The organism is Bacillus sp. ISL-55 (assembly GCF_018613155.1).
Classification (GTDB): domain Bacteria; phylum Bacillota; class Bacilli; order Bacillales; family Cytobacillaceae; genus Mesobacillus.
In genome coordinates this window covers 36341-55857 of record NZ_JAGGQU010000013.1, presented here as the reverse complement: position 1 = coordinate 55857, position 19517 = coordinate 36341, and the positions used below count along the sequence as shown (strand labels likewise).

Sequence of the window (19517 nt, the reverse complement as noted above, 5' to 3'; positions counted from 1 at the left end):
GAAATATACAGAATAGTATATTTTAGGGAATTTTATACGAATTGTTTTGCCAAAAGCATTTTTTTCTACTAAAATGAAAGTGTTTTCATCTTGCCTCAATCTATCTTTACTAATTGAAAAAATGATATAGTGATGGCAAGGCTGAAATGGTAGGGCAATTATTATTATAGGAGGTATGCAATAATGCGTATCGGTGTACCTAAAGAGATAAAAAACAATGAAAATCGTGTGGCTATGACGCCTGCGGGAGTAGTAAACCTAGTAAACTTCGGTCATGAAGTATTTATCGAAACTGGAGCTGGAATCGGCTCAAGTTTTACAGACGAGGACTATAAGGCTGCTGGTGCTCTAATCGTTGGAAGTGCTGAAGAAGCATGGGCACAGGATATGGTCATGAAGGTTAAAGAACCTCTGGCACAAGAATATGGTTTTTTCCGTGAAGGCTTGATTCTATTTACATATTTGCACCTTGCTCCAGAACCAGAGCTGACTAAGGCTTTGATCGAGAACAAGGTTGTCGGAATCGCTTATGAAACTGTACAACTGGCTAACGGCTCTCTTCCATTGCTTACACCTATGAGTGAGGTTGCTGGGCGTATGTCTACTCAGATCGGTGCGCAATTCCTTGAAAAGGTCCATGGCGGCAAAGGAATCCTGCTTGGCGGCGTTCCAGGCGTACAAAGAGGAAAAGTAACAATCATCGGCGGCGGTGTTGCAGGCACAAATGCAGCGAAAATGGCTGTCGGCCTTGGTGCACAGGTTACTATGATTGACTTGAATCCAGACCGTCTTCGTCAGCTTGATGATATCTTTGGGTCTGATATTACAACGCTAATGTCCAATCCTTTGAATATTGCTGAAGCAGTCAAAGCATCTGACCTTGTAATCGGTGCTGTTTTGATTCCGGGTGCGAAGGCTCCTAAGCTTGTAACAGAAGAAATGATTCAATCGATGAACCCAGGTTCAGTTGTTGTCGATATCGCAATCGACCAGGGCGGTATTTTCGAAACAACTGACAGGATCACGACACATGACAATCCTACTTATGAAAAGCATGGCGTTGTACACTATGCAGTTGCAAACATGCCGGGTGCAGTTCCTAGAACATCAACAATTGCGCTGACAAATGTGACGGTGCCTTATGCTGTCCAAATCGCGAACAAAGGCTACAAGCAGGCTTGCCTTGACAACGAAGCATTGTTGAAAGGAATCAACACGCTTAATGGCTATGTAACATACCAGGCAGTAGCTGAAGCACATAACCTTGTATACTCTGAAACAAAAACATTGTTAGAGCAAATTTAATTTTTGGGGTCCGGATGAAATATTCCGGATCTTTTATTATTGAGCAAGATAAAGCAACTCTATTTAACACAAAGCTGTTTAAAAACTTTTCATTTTAGCGTATATTATTTATGGGATATACGGGTTCTTTTGCTAGAATGCCCGTGTTAATTTGTTATTGAGGAGTGTCATGATGGAAAAAGTACTTGTTTTTGGACATAAAAATCCTGATACGGATACAATCTGCTCTGCCATTGCCTATGCTAACTTGAAGCAAAAGCTTGGTGTTGAGGCGGAAGCCGTGCGTTTGGGCCAGGTCAATGGAGAAACTCAATATGCGCTTGATTACTTCAAAGCTGACGCACCACGCCTTGCAGGGAGAGTTTCAGAAGAAGTGGACAAGGTCATCCTTGTTGATCATAACGAACGCCAGCAGAGCGCTGACGACATCACAGATGTTCAAATCGTTGAGGTTATCGACCACCACCGTGTGGCTAATTTTGAGACAAGCGATCCACTGTACTTCCGCGTTGAGCCAGTAGGCTGCACAGCGACAATCTTGAATAAAATGTACAAGGAAAACAATGTGGAAATCGACAAGAATATCGCTGGCCTGATGCTTTCTGCGATCATCTCTGATTCATTATTGTTCAAATCTCCTACTTGCACTGACCAGGATGTGGCAGCAGCGCGTGAATTGGCTGAAATTGCAGGTGTAGATGCTGAGGAATATGGTCTTGAAATGCTAAAAGCTGGTGCAGATCTCAGCAGCAAAACAATTGAAGAGCTTATTTCCCTTGACGCCAAGGAATTCCAGATGGGAGATTCCAAGGTTGAAATCGCACAGGTAAACTCTGTTGACGTCAATGAAGTCCTTTTGCGCAAGGTAGAGCTTGAAGAGGCATTGATCAATAAGGTGACAGAAAAGAATCTTGGTCTATTCTTATTGGTGATTACTGATATCTTGACAAATGATTCTGCAGCACTTGCGATTGGTGAAAAAGCTGCTGCAGTTGAAGAAGCTTTCAATGTAAAACTTGAAAACAACACGGCGACCCTAAAAGGCGTCGTTTCACGCAAAAAGCAGGTCGTTCCTGTACTGACAAATGTACTTGCGAAGTAAATCCTAATAAAAAACCGTCCTGGCCAATTTCATTTGGCAGGACGGTTTTTGAATTTTAAGCAAACTCCTCTGTTCTGGCAGAAGACCTCTTCAGCTTTAATGTAATATAAGCAAAATAAACGAAAGCAGCAATTAAAAAGTAGATCCAGGCGTTGGCTACCTGGTCAGTTTTCCATAAGCCAGTCATCGAGAGCAAGGCCGGGAAGGTTAGTGTCAGCCAAGATTGGACCATCGCCACCTTGCCTATATAGACGTCGATTTTCTTGTTCATACCCATTGAAAGGAAGAACAGGAACCATAGATAGGCCCACATAAGCCATGTCAAAGCGTTCACGATATCTTTAAAATGTACATATGCTACTGCTGCATAAATGACTGCAAGCACTGCAACCCAGAGGGAATACCAGCCAAGTCCGCTGCCATCAAGGTCTTTCCACAATGTCAAACCGACATATAAATAGGTAAAACCAAAAAGAAAGATGCTTGCCAGGCTGTAGATCGTCCAATTGTTCTGATCAGATACAGCAATCAAGTAAAACGGAACAATCACTTGCAGTGTCCCGATGAATAAGTTGAATACTGCCACGCTTTTCGCATTTGCCTTTCCCAGAAGCATTAAGCTGTTCAGGAAGAGTGCTGCGCCTGATAATAATAAACCTGCGTCTCCCATGATGTATGCCGTCCCAATAGATGGACAGGCTCTTTCCTCCTTTATCAAATCTCTTTTCTTATACTCTGTTGCTATTGAATACGAATTAGATTGAACTTCCTAAGTTGCTTCGTAAAGTTGACGCTTGTTATGAGAAAAGAGCATGCAAACTTAATACCGACCTGCGAACCGGAAATATAATCCGTTAAAATCGGCTTTAGGATTTTTACAACAATACTTACGAAAACAGCCATCAAATAAGAAAGAGCAACTCTAATATCCAATAGGATAGAGGAGCTGCCCCTTGTTAACTTGAAAAATCAATCTATACCATTTTCTTTGACATATCAACCTTCTCCATATCCTTGGATGTGAAATATCCAGGTAGGATTTCGCTGATTGTCGTTTCCTTTACATCGCCATTCAGATTGGCAAGGTAAATTTTTGTATCGTCAGTTGCGAACTCTGCAATTACCTGGCGGCAGGCACCACAAGGAGAAACGGGACCTTCAGTGTCTGCGACTACTGCAATAGCCTTAATCTCAGTATTGCCTTCAGATACAGCCTTGAAAATAGCCGTTCTTTCAGCACAGTTCGTCAGGCCAAAAGAGGCGTTTTCGATATTGCAGCCAAGGTAAACTTGGTCATTGCTAGTGATGATGGCGGCGCCAACCTGAAACTTAGAATATGGAACGTATGCTGTGCTTCTTGCTTCAATTGCTTTTTCAACAAGCGTTTTTTTATCCATCGTCCATTCCCCATTCCCGAATGATATATTTGTTGCTTAGTATGAAGAGTCTGAAGACAATCCGTTGACAATTGCTACTCCAGAGCTTGCTCCAATTCTTGTTGCTCCTGCTTCGATCATGTTTTGTGCATCCTCAAGGCTTCTTACTCCGCCGGAAGCTTTAACGCCAAGATCAGGTCCAACAGTTTTTCTCATTAGGGCGATATCTTCCACAGTTGCTCCGCCTGTTGAGAAACCAGTTGAAGTCTTCACGAAATCTGCTCCTGCATTGACAGAAAGCTTGCATGCCATTTCTTTTTCCTCATCAGTAAGAAGGCAAGTTTCGATGATGACCTTAGTCAATGCTTTGCCTTTTGCAGCGTCAACAACCGCTTTGATATCTTTTTCTACCAAATCGTATTGCTTGTCTTTCAAAGCGCCGATGTTGATAACCATATCGACTTCTGTCGCGCCATTTTCAATTGCGTTCTTTGTTTCGAATGCTTTTGTTTCTGAAGTTGTAGCTCCAAGAGGGAAGCCGATTACTGTACATACTTCTACTCCTTCAGCATCCTTAAGAACTTCAGCAGCTTTCTTAACCCATGTTGGGTTAACGCAAACAGAAGCAAATTTATATTCTTTTGCTTCCTCAGCCAGCTTTACAATCTCCGCTTCGGTTGCATTTGCTTTAAGTAATGTGTGATCAATCATTCCTGCTAAATCTTTAGACATTGGATCAAACCCTTTCCGTATAAAAAATATGTTGAAACGCTTTCATATAGAAGAAAAATATATAACCCAAATATATTATGTGTTACTTACATGAATAATATATCAGGTAGGTGAACATATGTAAATAACCACGTGAACATATGTAAAAATAAAATATGGAAATACATGAATTTGTCATATTTAGTATCAAAATTTTCTTTTGACTTTGAAATGGTATTTCATTATAGTTGCTATATAAAAATGAATAAATCATCCTGCATTCGCGGGAGAGGTTCATAGCGGACACCCTCTATAAAAAACTATGGCTTTGATTAATTCAACCATATCCCAGAGGATATGGTTTTTTATTTGATAAGCAGGGTTCCTGGGCCTCAAAAAGCGCGTGCAGATATATAGGAGGCACTTAAAATGGCTGGAAGAAAAGATGAGGAATTGAAAGATATAACATTGCTTGGCAATCAGGGGACAAAATACTTGTTTGAATATAGCCCTGAAATTCTTGAAACGTTCGAAAATAAACACCCGTACCGGGATTACTTCGTGAAATTCAACACACCGGAGTTCACAAGTCTATGCCCGATCACAGGACAACCGGACTTTGCGTCGATTTATATCAGCTACATTCCGGACAAGTTGATGGTCGAAAGCAAATCGCTGAAGCTTTATCTTTTCAGCTTCAGGAATCACGGTGATTTCCATGAAGATTGCATGAACATCATCATGAACGATTTGATCAAGCTGATGGACCCTAGATATATTGAGGTTTGGGGCAAATTCACTCCAAGAGGCGGAATCTCGATCGATCCGTATACCAACTATGGAAAGCCTGGCACAAAGTATGAAGAAATGGCAGATTACCGGATGATGAACCATGATATGTATCCGGAAAAAGTGGATAATCGTTAATAAGAGGACGAGCAGCATAAATTGTGCTGCTCTTTTTTTAACTGGAAAAAACAGTAATATTTTCCATTTCGCTATTAAAATTGGGATTTCGCTATAAAAAAGAAATTTTCGCTATGAAAAATCGAAATTCGCTATAAAAAAGTAATTATCGCTATAAAAAGCTGAAATTCGCTATAAAAAAAAATCGCATTAAAAATGTTGAAACGTTTTGAGAAAAAACAAGCTTTTTACCAAAAAAAACGCCTGGATCCGGGATCGCAGGCGGTTCTGGGTTTATTTTACGATACAAAAACCAATTCTTTAGGGAATTTCGTTAAAATTTCGATTCCGTCCTCGGTAATGACGACATCGTCTTCGATTCTTACGCCGGCCACGCCCGGTACATAAATTCCCGGTTCAGCAGTGAACACCATTCCTTTTTCCATTAATAAAGAATTTGTGCTTGTTAATGAAGGATACTCGTGGACGCTGACTCCGAGCCCGTGTCCGAGGCGGTGAGGGAAGTAGTCCCCGTATCCAGCCTCTTCAATCACACGGCGTGCGGCAAGATCGACCTCAGAGCAGGCAACACCAGCTCGTGCTGTATCCAGGGCTTTCAGCTGTGCCTTCAACACGGTGTTATAGATTTCTTCCTGCTTTTTGTTGATTTCACCGTAAGCAACGGTCCTTGTGATGTCTGAACAGTAGCCATCCATCACAACGCCAAGATCGAACAAGACGAGGTCGCCCTTTTTGATCTTTGTCAGCCCTGGTGTGCCATGCGGTGCCGCTGCATTTTTACCAGTAAGGACCATCGTTGAAAACGACATTTCCGTGACGCCTTTTTTCTTCAATTCGTATTCAATCGCTGCAAGGACATCTAGCTCGGTTTTGCCTTCCTGTATTTCATTTACACCTGTCTGGATGGCGAAGTCGGCTAACTCACATGCAACCCTTAATTTCTGCAACTCCTCTTCGGATTTAACCATGCGCATCAGGCGAAGCTTTTCCTCTGCCGAAACAAATTCAGAACCGCCAAAAAGGCCAGCCATTTTTTCATATCGTTCAACATTCAGTTGTTCCTTCTCGATTGCAGTTTTCTTGATGGAAGGAATGCGCTTTTTAATACCATTGTAAGCAAGCTCCATCGAATCATCCGTGTCACTGTAGCCGATGATTTCAAGTTCCCAGCCTGCGTTCTTCGCATTTTCCTTATCCATCGCCGGGCAAATCATGAATGGCTCGGCATCCTGGAAAACGGCAACAGCCAGAAGTCTTTCGTGTGGATCGCTTAAAAATCCGCTCAGGTAAAATACATTGTCAGGGGATGTAACGAACGTGACATCGACATTATTGTCCTTCATCCAACCTGATAATGCAGCCAATCTTTCAGTCATAGAAATTCCTCCTCTGATATGTACATCACACTATGAGAGTAGCAATTCACAGTTGAAAAGTAAAACTTTTATAGTAGAGACTTAGTGGGTATACAGAAAAAGGAAGCAGGAGATAAGGAAGTAACGTTGAAATATCTAATGAATGATTGAAAGGAGCGATAATATGAAGGTATCTTATCACGGCCATTCTGTTGTTAAAATTGAAACGCAAGGAAAGACCATCCTGATTGACCCATTCATCTCCGGCAATGACCTTACTGATTTAAAGGTGGAGGATGTGAAGCCGGATGTCATCATCCTGACCCATGCGCACGGAGACCATCTGGGAGATACGGTTGAGCTGGCTAAAAAACATGACTCCCTTGTAATCGCAAACTTCGAAGTGGCTACATACTTAAGCTGGAAAGGCTTGAACACTCACGGCATGTCTATTGGCGGTGCTTATGAATTTGATTTTGGAAAAGTCAAAATGACTCAGGCATTTCATGGTACAGGCATGATGACTGAAAACAACGAAATTATTTATGGCGGAATGCCTGCAGGTATCCTGTTCATGGCGGAGGGCAAGACCGTTTTCCATGCGGGTGATACAGGCTTATTTTCCGACATGAAGCTGATTGGTGAAAGGCATCCGATTGATCTGGCATTCCTGCCGATCGGTGATAATTTTACGATGGGACCGGAAGATGCTGCATTAGCGGCTGAATTCCTGAATGCCAAGGAAGTCGTACCGATCCACTTTAATACATTCCCGCCAATCAAGCAGGACCCGCATGCTTTTGTAAAAATGCTTAAGAAAAACAAAGGCACCGTCCTTGAAGCTGGAGAGACTATCGAGCTGTAACCGTGACCGAGCTGCACAAAAAGTTGTGCAGCTTTTTCTATTTACCATGCTTTTTTTAGCTCTGGAAGCATAGATATAAAATAAGACAACCTATAGGAGGGGGAAAATGAAGAAAAACCGCTACTTGTTATACTTGTTGTTATGCGGCATGATGCTTTACATAGGAATGCCGGAGCTGAACTTCCAGGGTGGAGGGAAAGAAGCTTTGTTCGCCGGTTCATGGCTATTCCTGGCTTTGCTCGTCTTTGCAGGGAATCTGGCAGCCTTTTTATACACTCCAAAGAAGCGCACCCGGACAGCCAGCAGAAAAATGGAATCCAACCAGAAAAGAAAATCACGCGTTTATACTGGCTGAGCGGATCAGCCAGTTTTTCTTTTTTATAGGATATATAAGCTAAGTGTTGTTTTGACGTCCTATTGATTGCAGTGGAAGGCGCGCAGACTCCTGCGGGATTAGCGGGACAGGTGAGACCCCGCAGGCGCTTTAGCGCTGAGGAGGCTCACCGCACGCCCCAAGGAAGAATTCGCTCTCTGAAAAAGCCGGCATTAAGGCTTTTTCATAATTCTTCCCGCGGAAAGCGAAGCGCCTGGAACGAAAATCAACAGGCTGATTTATAAGCCCTTATTAGGAAGGAAATTTCTCACACCCTAATTAAATTGAATCCAACCCTTTAAAACCTTATAATGGGAATGGATAGAACTACTTTGTACGGAAAATTACTAAAAAGGGTGAAAGTCTTGGCAACTAAGCATGAACAAATACTTCAATATATAGATGAATTGCCAATAGGAGAAAAGATATCGGTACGCCAAATCGCCAAGGCGCTTAACGTAAGCGAAGGAACTGCATACAGAGCAATTAAAGATGCTGAAAATAAAGGATATGTGAGCACGATTGAACGTGTCGGCACCATCAGGATCGAACGGAAAAAGAAAGAGAACATTGAGAAGCTCACTTTTGCCGAAGTTGTCAATATCGTGGATGGACAAGTACTGGGCGGCCGCGCTGGACTTCATAAAACATTGAATAAATTCGTCATCGGGGCAATGAAACTTGAAGCGATGATGCGCTATACAGGGGCGGGCAATCTGCTGATCGTCGGGAACCGCGACAAAGCTCATGAGCATGCGTTAAGGGCAGGGGCAGCTGTTCTAGTGACCGGCGGCTTCGATGCCGAAGACCATGTAAAAAAGCTTGCAGATGAACTGCAGCTGCCGATCATTTCAAGCAGTTATGATACTTTTACAGTAGCGACAATGATCAACCGTGCGATATACGACCAATTGATCAAAAAGGAAATCATCCTTGTCGAGGATATCCTGACGACGGTTTCTGAGACCATTTTTCTGAAAGCGGATGACCGTGTATCTGACTGGTACCGTCATAAGGATGAAACACTGCACAGCCGCTTCCCGGTAGTGGACCAGAATATGAAAGTAATCGGGATGATAACATCGAAGGACGCTATGGGCCATGAACAGGAAATATTGATCGAGAAAATCATGACAAAGAATCCGATGACTGTAAGCGGATCGACGAGTGTCGCTTCAGCTGCCCACATGATGGTATGGGAAGGCATTGAGGTACTGCCGGTTGTGGATGACGCCAACAGGCTTCAAGGCATTGTCAGCAGACAGGATGTATTGAAGGCTCTTCAAATGATCCAGCGCCAGCCGCAGGTAGGGGAGACTCTCGATGATACCGTTACAAACCAGCTGGTTCTGGCAAAAGGGAAAACAAAGGATGAAGATATATTCCGCTGCCAGGTGACTCCGCAGATGACAAACCATCTTGGGACGATTTCTTATGGCGTGTTCACGACAGTCGTGACAGAAGCTGCGAACCGTGTGCTGCGTGGATATAAAAAAGGGGATTTGGTTGTCGAGAATATGACGATCTATTTTATGAAACCTGTGCAGATTGACAGTGTCATAGAAATTTATCCAAAGGTGCTCGAGGTAGGAAGGAAGTTCGGTAAGGTCGATATCGAAGCCTTCAATGACGGAGTTCTCGTTGGGAAAGCGATGATGATGTGCCAGCTGATTGACAGGCACTAAAATAAATAAAGCCGATCCTTAAATAACGGGATCGGCTTTTGTGTGTTTTAGTTTTCCTGTGCTTCCTTGGCAGCATGGGGAAGGTAGAATTTATACGCTTTAATTCCGCCCCAGATGCTCAATGAACCAATGACAATGAATATAGCACCTACGATATATGTGACAGTAGTCTGGAAAAGGAACAGCTGATTGATCCCAAATAGTGCGACGAACAAACCCAGAGCGATGCTTGACTTGGCTGATAGCCATTTTCGCTCAGCAGGCCGTTTGCTGCGAACATATTTGATTTTGTAAAAGATATAAAAGACAAATGAAAGAACGATTAGTAGTACAAAAATAGGCATTGCATTTCCTCCACATTCAGAATCACTCCTATTTTACCGCTAATTTAAGGAGAATGCCATAACATAGGTTGAAATGCTATGTGGGATCGATTTTATTTGGAACATCCATGGTGAAAAAATAGATGAAATTTCGGAAGATAATAATTTTAATCGAAAAAAAAGAGAGTTAATTTCAAAAGAAAAGGATTTTCTACGTGAAACTATTGGTTCTATTCGCGAAAACCATCTGTTTATTCACAAACTGAAAAAAAATGCGTTTTTTTTCAGCGAAACGCTCCCCACAAAATGTCTTCCTGCTTTTCTTTTCCAAAAAATATGTTCATAATTAAGATATGAAAAAGGTGAAGGAGCAATTTAATGAAAGAGCAAATTCTTGAAGCTATTGAAAATTATGAAACGATCATTATCCATCGCCATGTGAGACCGGATCCTGATGCGTACGGATCACAGGGAGGGCTGGCTGAAATCCTGAAGGCTTCGTATCCTGAAAAGAATATTTACACCGTTGGAGCAGAGGAGCGATCGCTTAATTATCTGAGAAGGCTTGATTCTATCTCGGACGATACTTTTAAAGGAGCGTTGGTCATTGTATGTGACACAGCGAACGCTGAGCGGATTTGTGACGAGCGTTATCGTTTAGGTGAGCAGCTTGTAAAGATTGATCATCATCCAAATGAAGATCCGTATGGAGACCTTCAATGGGTTGAAACTTCTGCAAGTTCTACCAGTGAGATGATTTATGAGTTTTACCTTACTTTCAAGGATAAGGGCCTTAAGGTGTCTGACGAGGCAGCCAGATTGCTGTATGCGGGAATTGTGGGCGACACTGGCCGCTTCCTGTATCCAAGCACGACGAATAAAACTTTTGCCTACGCGGGAGAATTGATCCACTATAACTTCTCGCGCACAGAGCTTTATGACAAAATGTATGAATTGGCACCGAATGTGGTGAAGTTAAATGGATACATCCTCCAGAACTTCGAGCTGCTGGAAAATGGAGCGGCCAAGGTTGTCATGAAAAGGGAACTGCTTGAACAGTATTCCGTCAAGCCTTCAGAAGCCTCATTGCTTGTGAGTGAATTGGGGAATGTCAGAGGGATCAAAGCGTGGGTTTTCTTCATTGAGGAAGAAGATCAAATCAGGGTACGCCTTCGTTCCAAAGGACCTGTGATCAACACAATCGCCAGGAATTACAATGGCGGCGGCCATCCACTGGCTGCAGGTGCATCCATCTATTCATGGGACGATGTCGACAACGTTCTTGCTGACCTCGTTCAAGCCTGCAAGGAATATTAGCAAAAAGCAAGGTGCGTTTCAATACTGAAACACACCTTGCTATTATCATTTATCTATTATTAAAATAAACATTTAATGCACCAGCAATTTCTGCATTATAACCATCTGTCCTGATTTTGTAGTGATCGCCATCAAGCGATGCTGTAAAATCACTTATTCCTTGCTGTCTTAAGAAGTCATCAATGTCAGAAAGATTCTCACCTTGGCTTTTAAGGCTTTTTTGACCAACAAAATCATCATTCACGTATACATCATACTGGTCCTCATTTAATTTCACCTGGTTCTCCTGTTCACGGTTATTCATGGCGTATGCAGGGAATAAACCTCCGCCAACACCGCTTCCGCTATTGCCTGCACCATTGTTAAAGCTCATCTGAATCCCTCCAGTCGATATCTTCGAATTTCTTTTTATATTTCCCGGTTTTATCAGGTGTGACACAAACTGATAACAACTGGAGGGAATTACCTAATAGTGATTATGGTAGTTTCGTTAAGAACGATCCAAAGCGGTCGAAAAAAGCAGGAATGAATTGTGACAACTTTGGAGAAGCAAGCTTCAAAGCTGTATTGTGACAGGTTTCAGGAATCAGAGGCCAAAGCTGTCAAGAAAACGTGATTATTGTGACAGGTTTCAGGGATCAGAGGCCAAAGCTGTCAAGAAAACGCCATTATTGTGACAGGTTTCAGGAATCAGAGTCCAAAGCTGTCAAGAAAACGAGGTTATTGTGACAGGTTTCAGGGATCAGAGTCCAAAGCTGTCAAGAAAACGCCATTATTGTGACAGGTTTCAGGAATCAGAGGCCAAAGCTGTCAAGAAAACGTAGTTATTGTGACAGGTTTCAGGGATCAGAGGCCAAAGCTGTCAAGAAAACGTGGTTATTGTGACAGGTTTCAGGGTTCAGAGTCCAAAGCTGTCAAGAAAACGTGGTTATTGTGACAGGTTTCAGGGTTCAGAGTCCAAAGCTGTCAAGAAAACGTGATTATTGTGACAGGTTTCAGGGATCAGAGACCAAAGCTGTCAAGAAAACGTAGTTATTGTGACAGGTTTCAGGGATCAGAGTCCAAAGCTGTCAAGAAAACGCCATTATTGTGACAGATTTCAGGAATCAGAGGCCAAAGCTGTCAAGAAACCCCGGTTATTGTGACAGGTTTTTGGGTTCAGAGGTCAAAGCTGTCAAGAAAACGTGATTATTGTGACAGGTTTCAGGGTTCAGAGTCCAAAGCTGTCAAGAAAACGCCAATATTGTGACAGGTTTCAGGGTTCAAGATCCAAAGCTGTAAAAATAAAGAGACCGTATCATGACAGCCTTTCTTACAGAATGCTCCAAAGCTTTCAAAAAGCAGTTTACTCGCAAGAATTTCCGAGGTCTCTCCTAAACCAGCCACGCATTCCGGCTTCTTGATCAATCCAAGCTAATCTCCACCTGAATGCTGACAGAAGTATAGATGACCATTGATTTGATTTTCAGTTTATAACGTTTGTCATTCACTTTGATGGATTTGTTTTCAATCACTCTGGTGATCAAATCCCTGCTTTTAAAAACTGAATCCAGATCCTTGGCAAGCAGCATGTTCAGCTGCCCTTTGGTTTCCTCTTCGATCTCATAGATGCTGAGAGTATCAAGATATTGTTTATATTTTTTGTCGTTAACAATCTTCACTTTAATCTCCTGGACGGTCAGACTTTCCTGATTTTTTTTATTTAATTCAGCGTAATCATCCATCCAGATTTGAATATCACTTTTTAATTCAGCAATCTCATCTTTTTGTTCATGTATGGTCTTCGCATTTTTCTCCAGTGATACACCATTGATATATAGGAACACACACCAGCTTAAGACAGCGCCTATAGCCATACCTGAAAAAAATCTCTGCCATTCAGGCCTGCGATAATAAGGGGGGATTCTCATTTAAACATGCTCCTGCGTCAGCCAGTTGATCAGAAGTGCGCCAGTCTGAGCACCGCCCATGGCTGTGAGTATCAACAAGAACTGCTTGAAGATATCCTTTGTCTCACCGTTTAATAGCCCCCGTTCAAAGCTGTAGACGGTATCAAAGGTACCGCCGATCGCAGCAATGATGGCCCAAATCCGGATGGAACTTGAAAACCGGGCAATTTCCGTCATTAAAGGCTGACCTGTCAAAAAAGCGGCCAATCCGCCAATCAACGAGCCTCCAAGCAAAACACCGAGCGCGATGAAATAGGCTTCGAATAAATGAGAAGCAAATGGTTGATTCACATAAAACACCCTCAGTAAATGTAGATTTTTTCCTCGTATTTCATCATATGGACAAACTGCATTTAATATGTTGGCTGTTTTCGTAAAGACTGTTGTTAAAATCCTAAAGCCCATTTTAACGTGATAATAGCCATTTTGTAGGTCGGTACTAAGTTTGCAAGCTCTTTTCTCATAATGAGCGTTAAATTTGTGAGGAAACTCAGGCGATTCAATCCTATTTTGTAGGCAATAGCAACGTAGTTTGAGAAACAGCCTATATGTTTAAACTTCCTTGATCAAATGAGAACATATTTTCTTTTTTTGCCTGAAAAGCCTATAATGAAAGAAGATGAACCTAACCTTTAAGGGTGTGAGAGAAATGCCATTTATTCACCTTCATGTCTATAGTGCATACAGCCTGCTCACGAGTACGGCGACAGTAGAGCAGCTAGTCCGCGATGCCAGGGCAAAAGGATTTTCCGCTCTCGCACTGACGGATCGAAATGTAATGTACGGAAGTGTCGCATTTTATAAAGAATGCCTGAGGAACTCGGTCAAACCACTGCTCGGCCTGACTGTAGACGTAGTCAGCCCCACTCTGGAACATGAATCATACCCGCTTGTGCTGCTTGCGAAAAACAATGAGGGATTCCAGAACCTGATCAAGATTTCCAGTGCTGTACAGACGAAATCACCTGAGGGAATACCGGTGAAATGGCTGAAACATTACGCTTCAGGCCTGTTTGCACTAACTCCGGGAACCCAGGGAGAAATAGAAAATTATTTAACAAACGGTGAAAGAGAGCAAGCAATAAAGACTGTAGATCTATACAAGCAGATCTTTGGCAGGGATAACTTTTACCTGTCAATACAGGACCAGGGCCTGCCGGGTCAAAAAGAATTAGTTGGACAGCTGGCAAGGTTGGGCAGTGAAACCAGCACTCCACTGGCTGCTTCCAACCAGGTGCATTATCTGGAAAAAGAAGATTCATTTGCACAGGAGTGCCTGCTGGCAATCAAGAATGGTGAGAAACTGCAGGATGATGGTCGTGAAAAACTGGGCAGCAGTGAATTTTACTTAAAGCCAGCAAAAGAAATGGGAGAGCTGTTCTCGGAGTATCCTGAAGCATTGGAGAATACGCTGAAAATAGCGGAGAACTGCAATGTCATGATTGACTTTGAATCAAGGCATCTGCCGAAATTCCCTGTGGATCCGGGAAAAAGTGCAGATGGAATGCTCGAAGAACTTTGCTTTCAGGGACTTGAGAAGCGATACGAAAATCCGTCCCAAAAGCATATCGACAGGCTGAAATATGAGCTGTCAGTCATAAAAAAAATGAACTTCAGCGATTACTTCCTGATTGTTTGGGATTTCATAAAGTATTCTAGGGAAAGAGGCATCCTCATCGGACCGGGACGTGGCTCAGCAGCTGGTTCGCTTGTTTCCTATGTATTGTACATTACTGATGCCGACCCGATTGAACATAATTTACTCTTTGAAAGGTTCTTAAATCCAGAACGAATTTCAATGCCTGATATCGATATCGACTTCCCTGATAATCGCAGGGATGAGGTGATTGAATATGTCGCCTCCAAATATGGCGAGCTTCATGTGGCACAGATTGCCACTTTTGGAACGCTCGCTGCGAAGGCAGCCGTAAGGGATGTTGGCCGTGTTTTTGGTTTGAACGCGAAGGAGCTCGACCGGCTGTCAAAGCTTGTGCCATCGAGACTTGGCATCACCCTGAAAGATGCCATCAAGGAATCTGCCGGTTTAAGGGGTTTTATAGAAGAGTCCTCTAAGAATAAGAGAATTCTTGAAACGGCAATCAAGCTCGAAGGTTTGCCGCGGCATACTTCAACTCACGCTGCGGGGGTCGTAATCAGCGAACAGCCACTTACAAATGTCGTGCCGATCCAATCCGGCCAGTCAAAAGTATTCCTTACTCAATATTCGATGGACCACCTTGAGGAAATAGGTCTGTTGAAGATGGATTTCCTAGGATTAAGGAATCTGACATTAATAGACTCAATCCTTCACTCGATCCAGCAAAAAACAAGGCGCAAGCTGGACATTCATGACATTCCGGCTGAAGATAAGGAAACATTCGAGATGCTTGGAAGGGGAGAGACGACAGGTATTTTCCAGCTGGAATCTGATGGGATGAGAAAAGTACTTATGAAGCTGGGACCCACAAGGTTTGAAGATATTGTCGCGGTCAATGCGCTTTACCGTCCAGGCCCGATGGAAAATATTCCGCTTTTTATAGACCGAAAGCACGGAAGGCAGCCTATAGATTTTTACCATAAGGACCTTGAACCGATCCTTGGGGATACATACGGGGTTATCGTCTATCAGGAGCAAATCATGCAGATTGCATCACAGATGGCAGGATTTTCGTTAGGTGAAGCGGATTTGCTGAGAAGAGCTGTTTCAAAGAAGAAGAAGGAAGTTCTTGACCAGGAACGTGAACATTTCGTGAATGGGGCTTTAAGGAAAGGATATGATACGCAAACCGCGAATCTTATTTATGATTTGATTGTCCGATTCGCTAACTACGGATTTAACCGGAGCCATGCGGTCGCCTACAGCATGATTGCCTACCAGCTGGCGTATCTTAAAGCGCATTATCCGCTCTACTTTATGGCTGCACTGCTTACTTCGGCAATCGGGAATGATGTGAAAATTGCACAGTATGCAAGAGAGCTGCAGCAAATGGAAATCAAACTTCTTCCTCCCTCAATCAACAGAAGTGCTTTCAGCTTCCAGCCAGAAGGGGATGGTGTCAGATATAGCCTCGCAGGGATTAAAGGTGTAGGAATTGCCTCTCTAAAGGAAATATTCCAGGCGAGACGAAACCAGCCTTTTAAGGATATATTCGATTTTTGTATTCGAGTGCCTCAAAAGGCAGCCACAAGAAAAGTGCTCGAAGCATTGATTTATTCAGGCGCTTTCGATGAATTCGGACAGGATCGCGCCGTGCTTTTAGCGACGATTGATGTCGCGATTGAACACGCACAGCTGGTGGCTCCTGATGACTCTGGACAGATTGATATGTTCGCTGAAGCAGAGTTCTCCCTGAAACCAAAGTATACCCAGGTCGACCCGATGCGGATTGAGGACAAGCTCAGCCTGGAAAAAGATGTTCTCGGAGTCTACTTATCCAAGCATCCCGCTTCAATTCACGAAAAAGAATTCAAGGCAGCAGGTGTTAAAAAAATCTCATCTAAATCGCCGGGAAGTAAAGTGCGGCTTGGTGTCTATATCACTGAGGAAAAGAAAATCCGGACGAAAAAAGGTGAAGCAATGTCTTTCCTCACTATTAGCGATGCAAGCGGGGAAACGGATGCTGTCGTATTCCCAACTGTATATAAGCAGTATGGACATGTGTTAGGGCAGGGGAAAATGGCGCTGCTGGAAGGAAAGTTCGATGAACGTGATGGGAAAAGCCAATTTATCGTGCAACAAGTACTCGACCTTGAAAAAGAAGCAGAACAAAAACCAGTTCTATATTTGCGGATAGCTAGAGGAACGGACAGTGCTGGCAAGATGAATGCCATCAAAGCTTTATTGAAAAAACATCATGGCGCTGTGCCGGTAATAGTGTATAACGAAGAAACCGAGAAATCACTATTGCTGCCAGGAGAGTTCAGCATTAATGCAGAACGTGGAAGTATGGGAGAGTTGAAGAAGGTATTGGGTGACAATAATGTCGTCCTGAAAAATTAGTTCTTTTACAAGTATAATAGATGTGTTATATTGGAAAAGGATATGTGTGGTCAGACCACTGTAGTTGGCAAACTTTTTTTATAATCAGGTATTTTTTCGTAAATAATTGTCGTTTCTGGAAGAAATGCTGTCCATCCTTCTCGCGGTTAATCTAGTTGTTTCACAGCGGGAAATGAGCAGGACGAAAGCGCCAATATTTGGCGAAGAAAGCCTATAACTAAGGAGTGGACCTGAGTTGACTTTACGTGAAGAAGCTTTGCACATGCACCGTGTAAACAAAGGGAAATTAGAGTCAAAATCAAAAGTGCCTGTAAGGAATGCAAGAGATTTGAGTCTTGCATATTCTCCGGGTGTGGCGGAGCCTTGCAAGGAAATATATGATAAGCCTGAAACCGTTTATGACTATACAATGAAAGGCAATATGGTGGCCGTTGTCTCTGATGGCACAGCCGTTTTGGGCCTTGGCAATATCGGTCCCGAAGCCGCGCTTCCGGTAATGGAAGGCAAAGCTGTCCTTTTCAAGAGCTTTGCTGGCGTCGATGCCTTTCCAATTTGTTTGAATACAACGGATGTTGATAAAATTGTCGAGACGGTAAAACTGCTTGAGCCGACATTCGGTGGAGTCAACCTGGAGGATATAGCAGCGCCAAACTGCTTCGCCGTAGAAGAACGTTTGAAAAAAGAAACGAATATCCCTGTATTCCACGATGATCAGCACGGAACTGCGATTGTAACAGTGGCTGGCCTCGTGAACGCGCTAAAAATTGTCGGTAAAAAAATGAACGAAATTAAAGTGGTCGCAAACGGAGCAGGAGCTGCGGGAATTGCGATCATAAAGCTTCTATATTCATACGGAGTCCGAGACATCATCATGTGCGATACAAAGGGTGCGATCTATGAAGGACGCCCTAACGGAATGAATGCGATCAAGGAAGAAGTGGCTAAATTCACCAACCGTGACAACGTTGAAGGATCCCTTTCGGATGCTATCAAAGATGCGGATGTGTTTATCGGGGTATCTGTAGCTGGAGCGCTTACTGCTGAAATGGTCCAGACAATGAATAACGATCCGATTATCTTTGCGATGGCAAACCCTGTTCCAGAAATCATGCCTGATGAAGCCAAAGCGGCAGGAGCGGCGGTTATCGGCACAGGCCGATCCGATTTCCCTAACCAGGTGAATAATGTTCTTGCCTTCCCGGGAATCTTCCGCGGCGCATTGGATGCCAGGGCTACCCATATCAACGAAAAGATGAAAGTAGCTGCTGTTAACGCAATTGCCAGCCTGATTGAGGAATCCGAGCTTTCTAGTGATTACGTCATTCCAGGCCCGTTTGACCCGCGTGTTGCACCTGCTGTTGCAGCGGCTGTTGCGAATGCAGCGATGGAAACTGGCGTGGCGCGCATTAAAGTGGATCCCGAAGAAGTCAAAGAGCGCACCATGCGCCTTGCATTGATTGGAAAAGGTGAGTGATCTCTTAGTGGCACAGCCTGAAAAAAGCACAAAGGTATATGTGGAAATCGTCAGGCAGCTAAGGGAAATGATTAATAAAGATGGCTTAAAGCCAGGAGATAAAATCCCCTCCGAACGTGAACTCTCAGAGCGCCTGAATGCAGGGCGCTCCTCCGTCCGCGAGGCATTGCGTGCCCTCGAGCTTCTCGGTTTGATTGAGACGAGAAGGGGAGAAGGAACGTTTATCAGGGACTTCCGCGGCAACCAGCTTGTCCAATTATTAAGCACCTTTATCCTGCAGGATGAAAAAGCTAAAAATGATGTAGTGGAAACAAAAAATATGATTGAGGTTGATTGTCTATACTTGGCTTCTGAAAAGTTGCAGGAAGGCGAAATCAAAAGATTAAAGGCCTGGATTGATGACCATAATTTTGAGGACGAGGAATTTTTCAGGAAAATTGCCGAGCTTGCCGACAATCATCTGTTTTATCGGATTTGGTATATATTGAATGATTATTATGATGCCTTACAGTTGAAGGTATCACCAGCTGAAAAAGCAGATTATCACAAACTGGTAGACTCGCTTGAAACAAAAAGAGGAGACCTGATCCTCGAAAGGTATCGCATGCTGCGGAAAATGTCGACAGAATGACGACATGAAGTAACATCTTTTGTAAATAGGATGTTATATACTTGTGGACATGCCTATGATGCCTGGAGGGCAGCCTCTCTTTCTTTTTTGAAATAGTGGTCTGGCCACTTAGTTCTTTGTTACT

General features: G+C 43.2%; 18 protein-coding genes. 10 read left to right on the top strand and 8 right to left on the bottom strand.

Annotation, left to right across the window (positions count from 1 at the left end):
• Nucleotides 1-183: 183 nt before the first annotated feature.
• Both ald and J7E32_RS07665 read left to right on the top strand, forming a co-directional pair.
• Entirely contained in the window at nucleotides 184-1305 is a 1122-nt protein-coding gene (gene ald, locus J7E32_RS07670; RefSeq protein ID WP_214905945.1) for an alanine dehydrogenase, read from the top strand.
• A 172-nt stretch (nucleotides 1306-1477) separates the two neighbouring features.
• Entirely contained in the window at nucleotides 1478-2407 is a 930-nt protein-coding gene (locus tag J7E32_RS07665) for a manganese-dependent inorganic pyrophosphatase (protein ID WP_214906318.1), read from the top strand.
• Nucleotides 2408-2462: 55 nt separating this feature from the next.
• On the opposite strand, the gene J7E32_RS07660 is transcribed toward J7E32_RS07665, so the two are convergent.
• The 3 genes from J7E32_RS07660 to deoC form a co-directional block, all read right to left on the bottom strand.
• The gene (locus tag J7E32_RS07660) at nucleotides 2463-3077 is read right to left on the bottom strand and encodes an AmiS/UreI family transporter (protein ID WP_214905942.1); all 615 of its coding nucleotides are present in this window, start codon (nucleotides 3075-3077) and stop codon (nucleotides 2463-2465) included.
• A 304-nt stretch (nucleotides 3078-3381) separates the two neighbouring features.
• Nucleotides 3382-3804, bottom strand: a complete 423-nt coding sequence (locus J7E32_RS07655) for a cytidine deaminase (protein ID WP_214905939.1) — start codon at nucleotides 3802-3804, stop codon at nucleotides 3382-3384.
• Nucleotides 3805-3840: 36 nt separating this feature from the next.
• The gene (gene deoC, locus J7E32_RS07650; RefSeq protein WP_214905936.1) at nucleotides 3841-4515 is read right to left on the bottom strand and encodes a deoxyribose-phosphate aldolase; all 675 of its coding nucleotides are present in this window, start codon (nucleotides 4513-4515) and stop codon (nucleotides 3841-3843) included.
• Between the two features lie 408 nt (nucleotides 4516-4923).
• Here deoC and queF point away from each other — a divergent pair, with 408 nt between their 5' ends.
• Nucleotides 4924-5421 carry a preQ(1) synthase gene (gene queF, locus J7E32_RS07645; protein ID WP_214905933.1) on the top strand — a complete coding sequence of 166 codons (498 nt, stop codon included), beginning with the start codon at nucleotides 4924-4926 and terminating at the stop codon, nucleotides 5419-5421.
• Nucleotides 5422-5699: 278 nt separating this feature from the next.
• On the opposite strand, the gene J7E32_RS07640 is transcribed toward queF, so the two are convergent.
• On the bottom strand, nucleotides 5700-6797 hold the full coding sequence (locus tag J7E32_RS07640; RefSeq protein WP_214905930.1) for a M24 family metallopeptidase: 1098 nt from the start codon (nucleotides 6795-6797) through the stop codon (nucleotides 5700-5702).
• 163 nt (nucleotides 6798-6960) lie between these two features.
• Here J7E32_RS07640 and J7E32_RS07635 point away from each other — a divergent pair, with 163 nt between their 5' ends.
• From J7E32_RS07635 to J7E32_RS07625, 3 genes are all read left to right on the top strand, one after another.
• Nucleotides 6961-7641 carry a metal-dependent hydrolase gene (locus J7E32_RS07635; protein WP_214905926.1) on the top strand — a complete coding sequence of 227 codons (681 nt, stop codon included), beginning with the start codon at nucleotides 6961-6963 and terminating at the stop codon, nucleotides 7639-7641.
• 106 nt (nucleotides 7642-7747) lie between these two features.
• On the top strand, nucleotides 7748-7996 hold the full coding sequence (locus tag J7E32_RS07630; protein WP_214905923.1) for a hypothetical protein: 249 nt from the start codon (nucleotides 7748-7750) through the stop codon (nucleotides 7994-7996).
• Between the two features lie 383 nt (nucleotides 7997-8379).
• Complete coding sequence (locus J7E32_RS07625) at nucleotides 8380-9699, top strand: CBS domain-containing protein (RefSeq protein WP_214905920.1); 1320 nt, start codon at nucleotides 8380-8382, stop codon at nucleotides 9697-9699.
• A gap of 47 nt (nucleotides 9700-9746) precedes the next feature.
• Here the strand turns inward: J7E32_RS07625 and J7E32_RS07620 are convergent, their stop codons facing one another.
• Nucleotides 9747-10043: a YtpI family protein gene (locus J7E32_RS07620; RefSeq protein WP_102263849.1), complete on the bottom strand. Its 297-nt coding sequence runs from the start codon at nucleotides 10041-10043 to the stop codon at nucleotides 9747-9749.
• A gap of 357 nt (nucleotides 10044-10400) precedes the next feature.
• Here J7E32_RS07620 and J7E32_RS07615 point away from each other — a divergent pair, with 357 nt between their 5' ends.
• Nucleotides 10401-11339, top strand: a complete 939-nt coding sequence (locus J7E32_RS07615) for a DHH family phosphoesterase (RefSeq protein WP_214905917.1) — start codon at nucleotides 10401-10403, stop codon at nucleotides 11337-11339.
• Between the two features lie 49 nt (nucleotides 11340-11388).
• Here J7E32_RS07615 and J7E32_RS07610 read toward each other — a convergent pair whose 3' ends face one another.
• From J7E32_RS07610 to ytrH, 3 genes are all read right to left on the bottom strand, one after another.
• Nucleotides 11389-11712 (bottom strand): hypothetical protein, encoded by a 324-nt coding sequence (locus J7E32_RS07610; protein ID WP_286182873.1) that lies wholly within the window; start codon nucleotides 11710-11712, stop codon nucleotides 11389-11391.
• Between the two features lie 1030 nt (nucleotides 11713-12742).
• Nucleotides 12743-13249 carry a sporulation membrane protein YtrI gene (ytrI, locus tag J7E32_RS07605; RefSeq protein WP_214905914.1) on the bottom strand — a complete coding sequence of 169 codons (507 nt, stop codon included), beginning with the start codon at nucleotides 13247-13249 and terminating at the stop codon, nucleotides 12743-12745.
• Complete coding sequence (gene ytrH / locus J7E32_RS07600; RefSeq protein ID WP_031308334.1) at nucleotides 13250-13579, bottom strand: sporulation membrane protein YtrH; 330 nt, start codon at nucleotides 13577-13579, stop codon at nucleotides 13250-13252. It lies immediately after the preceding gene.
• Nucleotides 13580-13937: 358 nt separating this feature from the next.
• On the opposite strand from ytrH, the gene dnaE reads away from it, so the two are divergent.
• The 3 genes from dnaE to J7E32_RS07585 all read left to right on the top strand — a co-directional run bounded on the left by dnaE (nucleotide 13938) and on the right by J7E32_RS07585 (nucleotide 19393).
• Nucleotides 13938-17288, top strand: coding sequence for a DNA polymerase III subunit alpha (gene dnaE, locus J7E32_RS07595; protein ID WP_214905908.1), 3351 nt, complete (start codon nucleotides 13938-13940; stop codon nucleotides 17286-17288).
• 235 nt (nucleotides 17289-17523) lie between these two features.
• On the top strand, nucleotides 17524-18762 hold the full coding sequence (ystJ, locus tag J7E32_RS07590; protein ID WP_214905906.1) for an NADP-dependent malic enzyme: 1239 nt from the start codon (nucleotides 17524-17526) through the stop codon (nucleotides 18760-18762).
• A gap of 67 nt (nucleotides 18763-18829) precedes the next feature.
• Nucleotides 18830-19393: a FadR/GntR family transcriptional regulator gene (locus tag J7E32_RS07585; protein WP_483297600.1), complete on the top strand. Its 564-nt coding sequence runs from the start codon at nucleotides 18830-18832 to the stop codon at nucleotides 19391-19393.
• Nucleotides 19394-19517 lie beyond the last annotated feature (124 nt).

Coding starts and splice junctions, on each gene's coding strand:
- ytrI (WP_214905914.1), bottom strand. CDS start 13,249: ATGAGAATCCCCCCTTATTATCGCAGGCCTGAATGGCAGAGATTTTTT.
- J7E32_RS07620 (WP_102263849.1), bottom strand. CDS start 10,043: ATGCCTATTTTTGTACTACTAATCGTTCTTTCATTTGTCTTTTATATC.
- J7E32_RS07635 (WP_214905926.1), top strand. CDS start 6,961: ATGAAGGTATCTTATCACGGCCATTCTGTTGTTAAAATTGAAACGCAA.
- J7E32_RS07615 (WP_214905917.1), top strand. CDS start 10,401: ATGAAAGAGCAAATTCTTGAAGCTATTGAAAATTATGAAACGATCATT.
- queF (WP_214905933.1), top strand. CDS start 4,924: ATGGCTGGAAGAAAAGATGAGGAATTGAAAGATATAACATTGCTTGGC.
- J7E32_RS07585 (WP_483297600.1), top strand. CDS start 18,830: ATGATTAATAAAGATGGCTTAAAGCCAGGAGATAAAATCCCCTCCGAA.
- J7E32_RS07655 (WP_214905939.1), bottom strand. CDS start 3,804: ATGGATAAAAAAACGCTTGTTGAAAAAGCAATTGAAGCAAGAAGCACA.
- deoC (WP_214905936.1), bottom strand. CDS start 4,515: ATGTCTAAAGATTTAGCAGGAATGATTGATCACACATTACTTAAAGCA.
- J7E32_RS07640 (WP_214905930.1), bottom strand. CDS start 6,797: ATGACTGAAAGATTGGCTGCATTATCAGGTTGGATGAAGGACAATAAT.
- J7E32_RS07610 (WP_286182873.1), bottom strand. CDS start 11,712: ATGAGCTTTAACAATGGTGCAGGCAATAGCGGAAGCGGTGTTGGCGGA.
- ald (WP_214905945.1), top strand. CDS start 184: ATGCGTATCGGTGTACCTAAAGAGATAAAAAACAATGAAAATCGTGTG.
- J7E32_RS07660 (WP_214905942.1), bottom strand. CDS start 3,077: ATGGGAGACGCAGGTTTATTATTATCAGGCGCAGCACTCTTCCTGAAC.
- J7E32_RS07665 (WP_214906318.1), top strand. CDS start 1,478: ATGGAAAAAGTACTTGTTTTTGGACATAAAAATCCTGATACGGATACA.
- dnaE (WP_214905908.1), top strand. CDS start 13,938: ATGCCATTTATTCACCTTCATGTCTATAGTGCATACAGCCTGCTCACG.
- J7E32_RS07630 (WP_214905923.1), top strand. CDS start 7,748: ATGAAGAAAAACCGCTACTTGTTATACTTGTTGTTATGCGGCATGATG.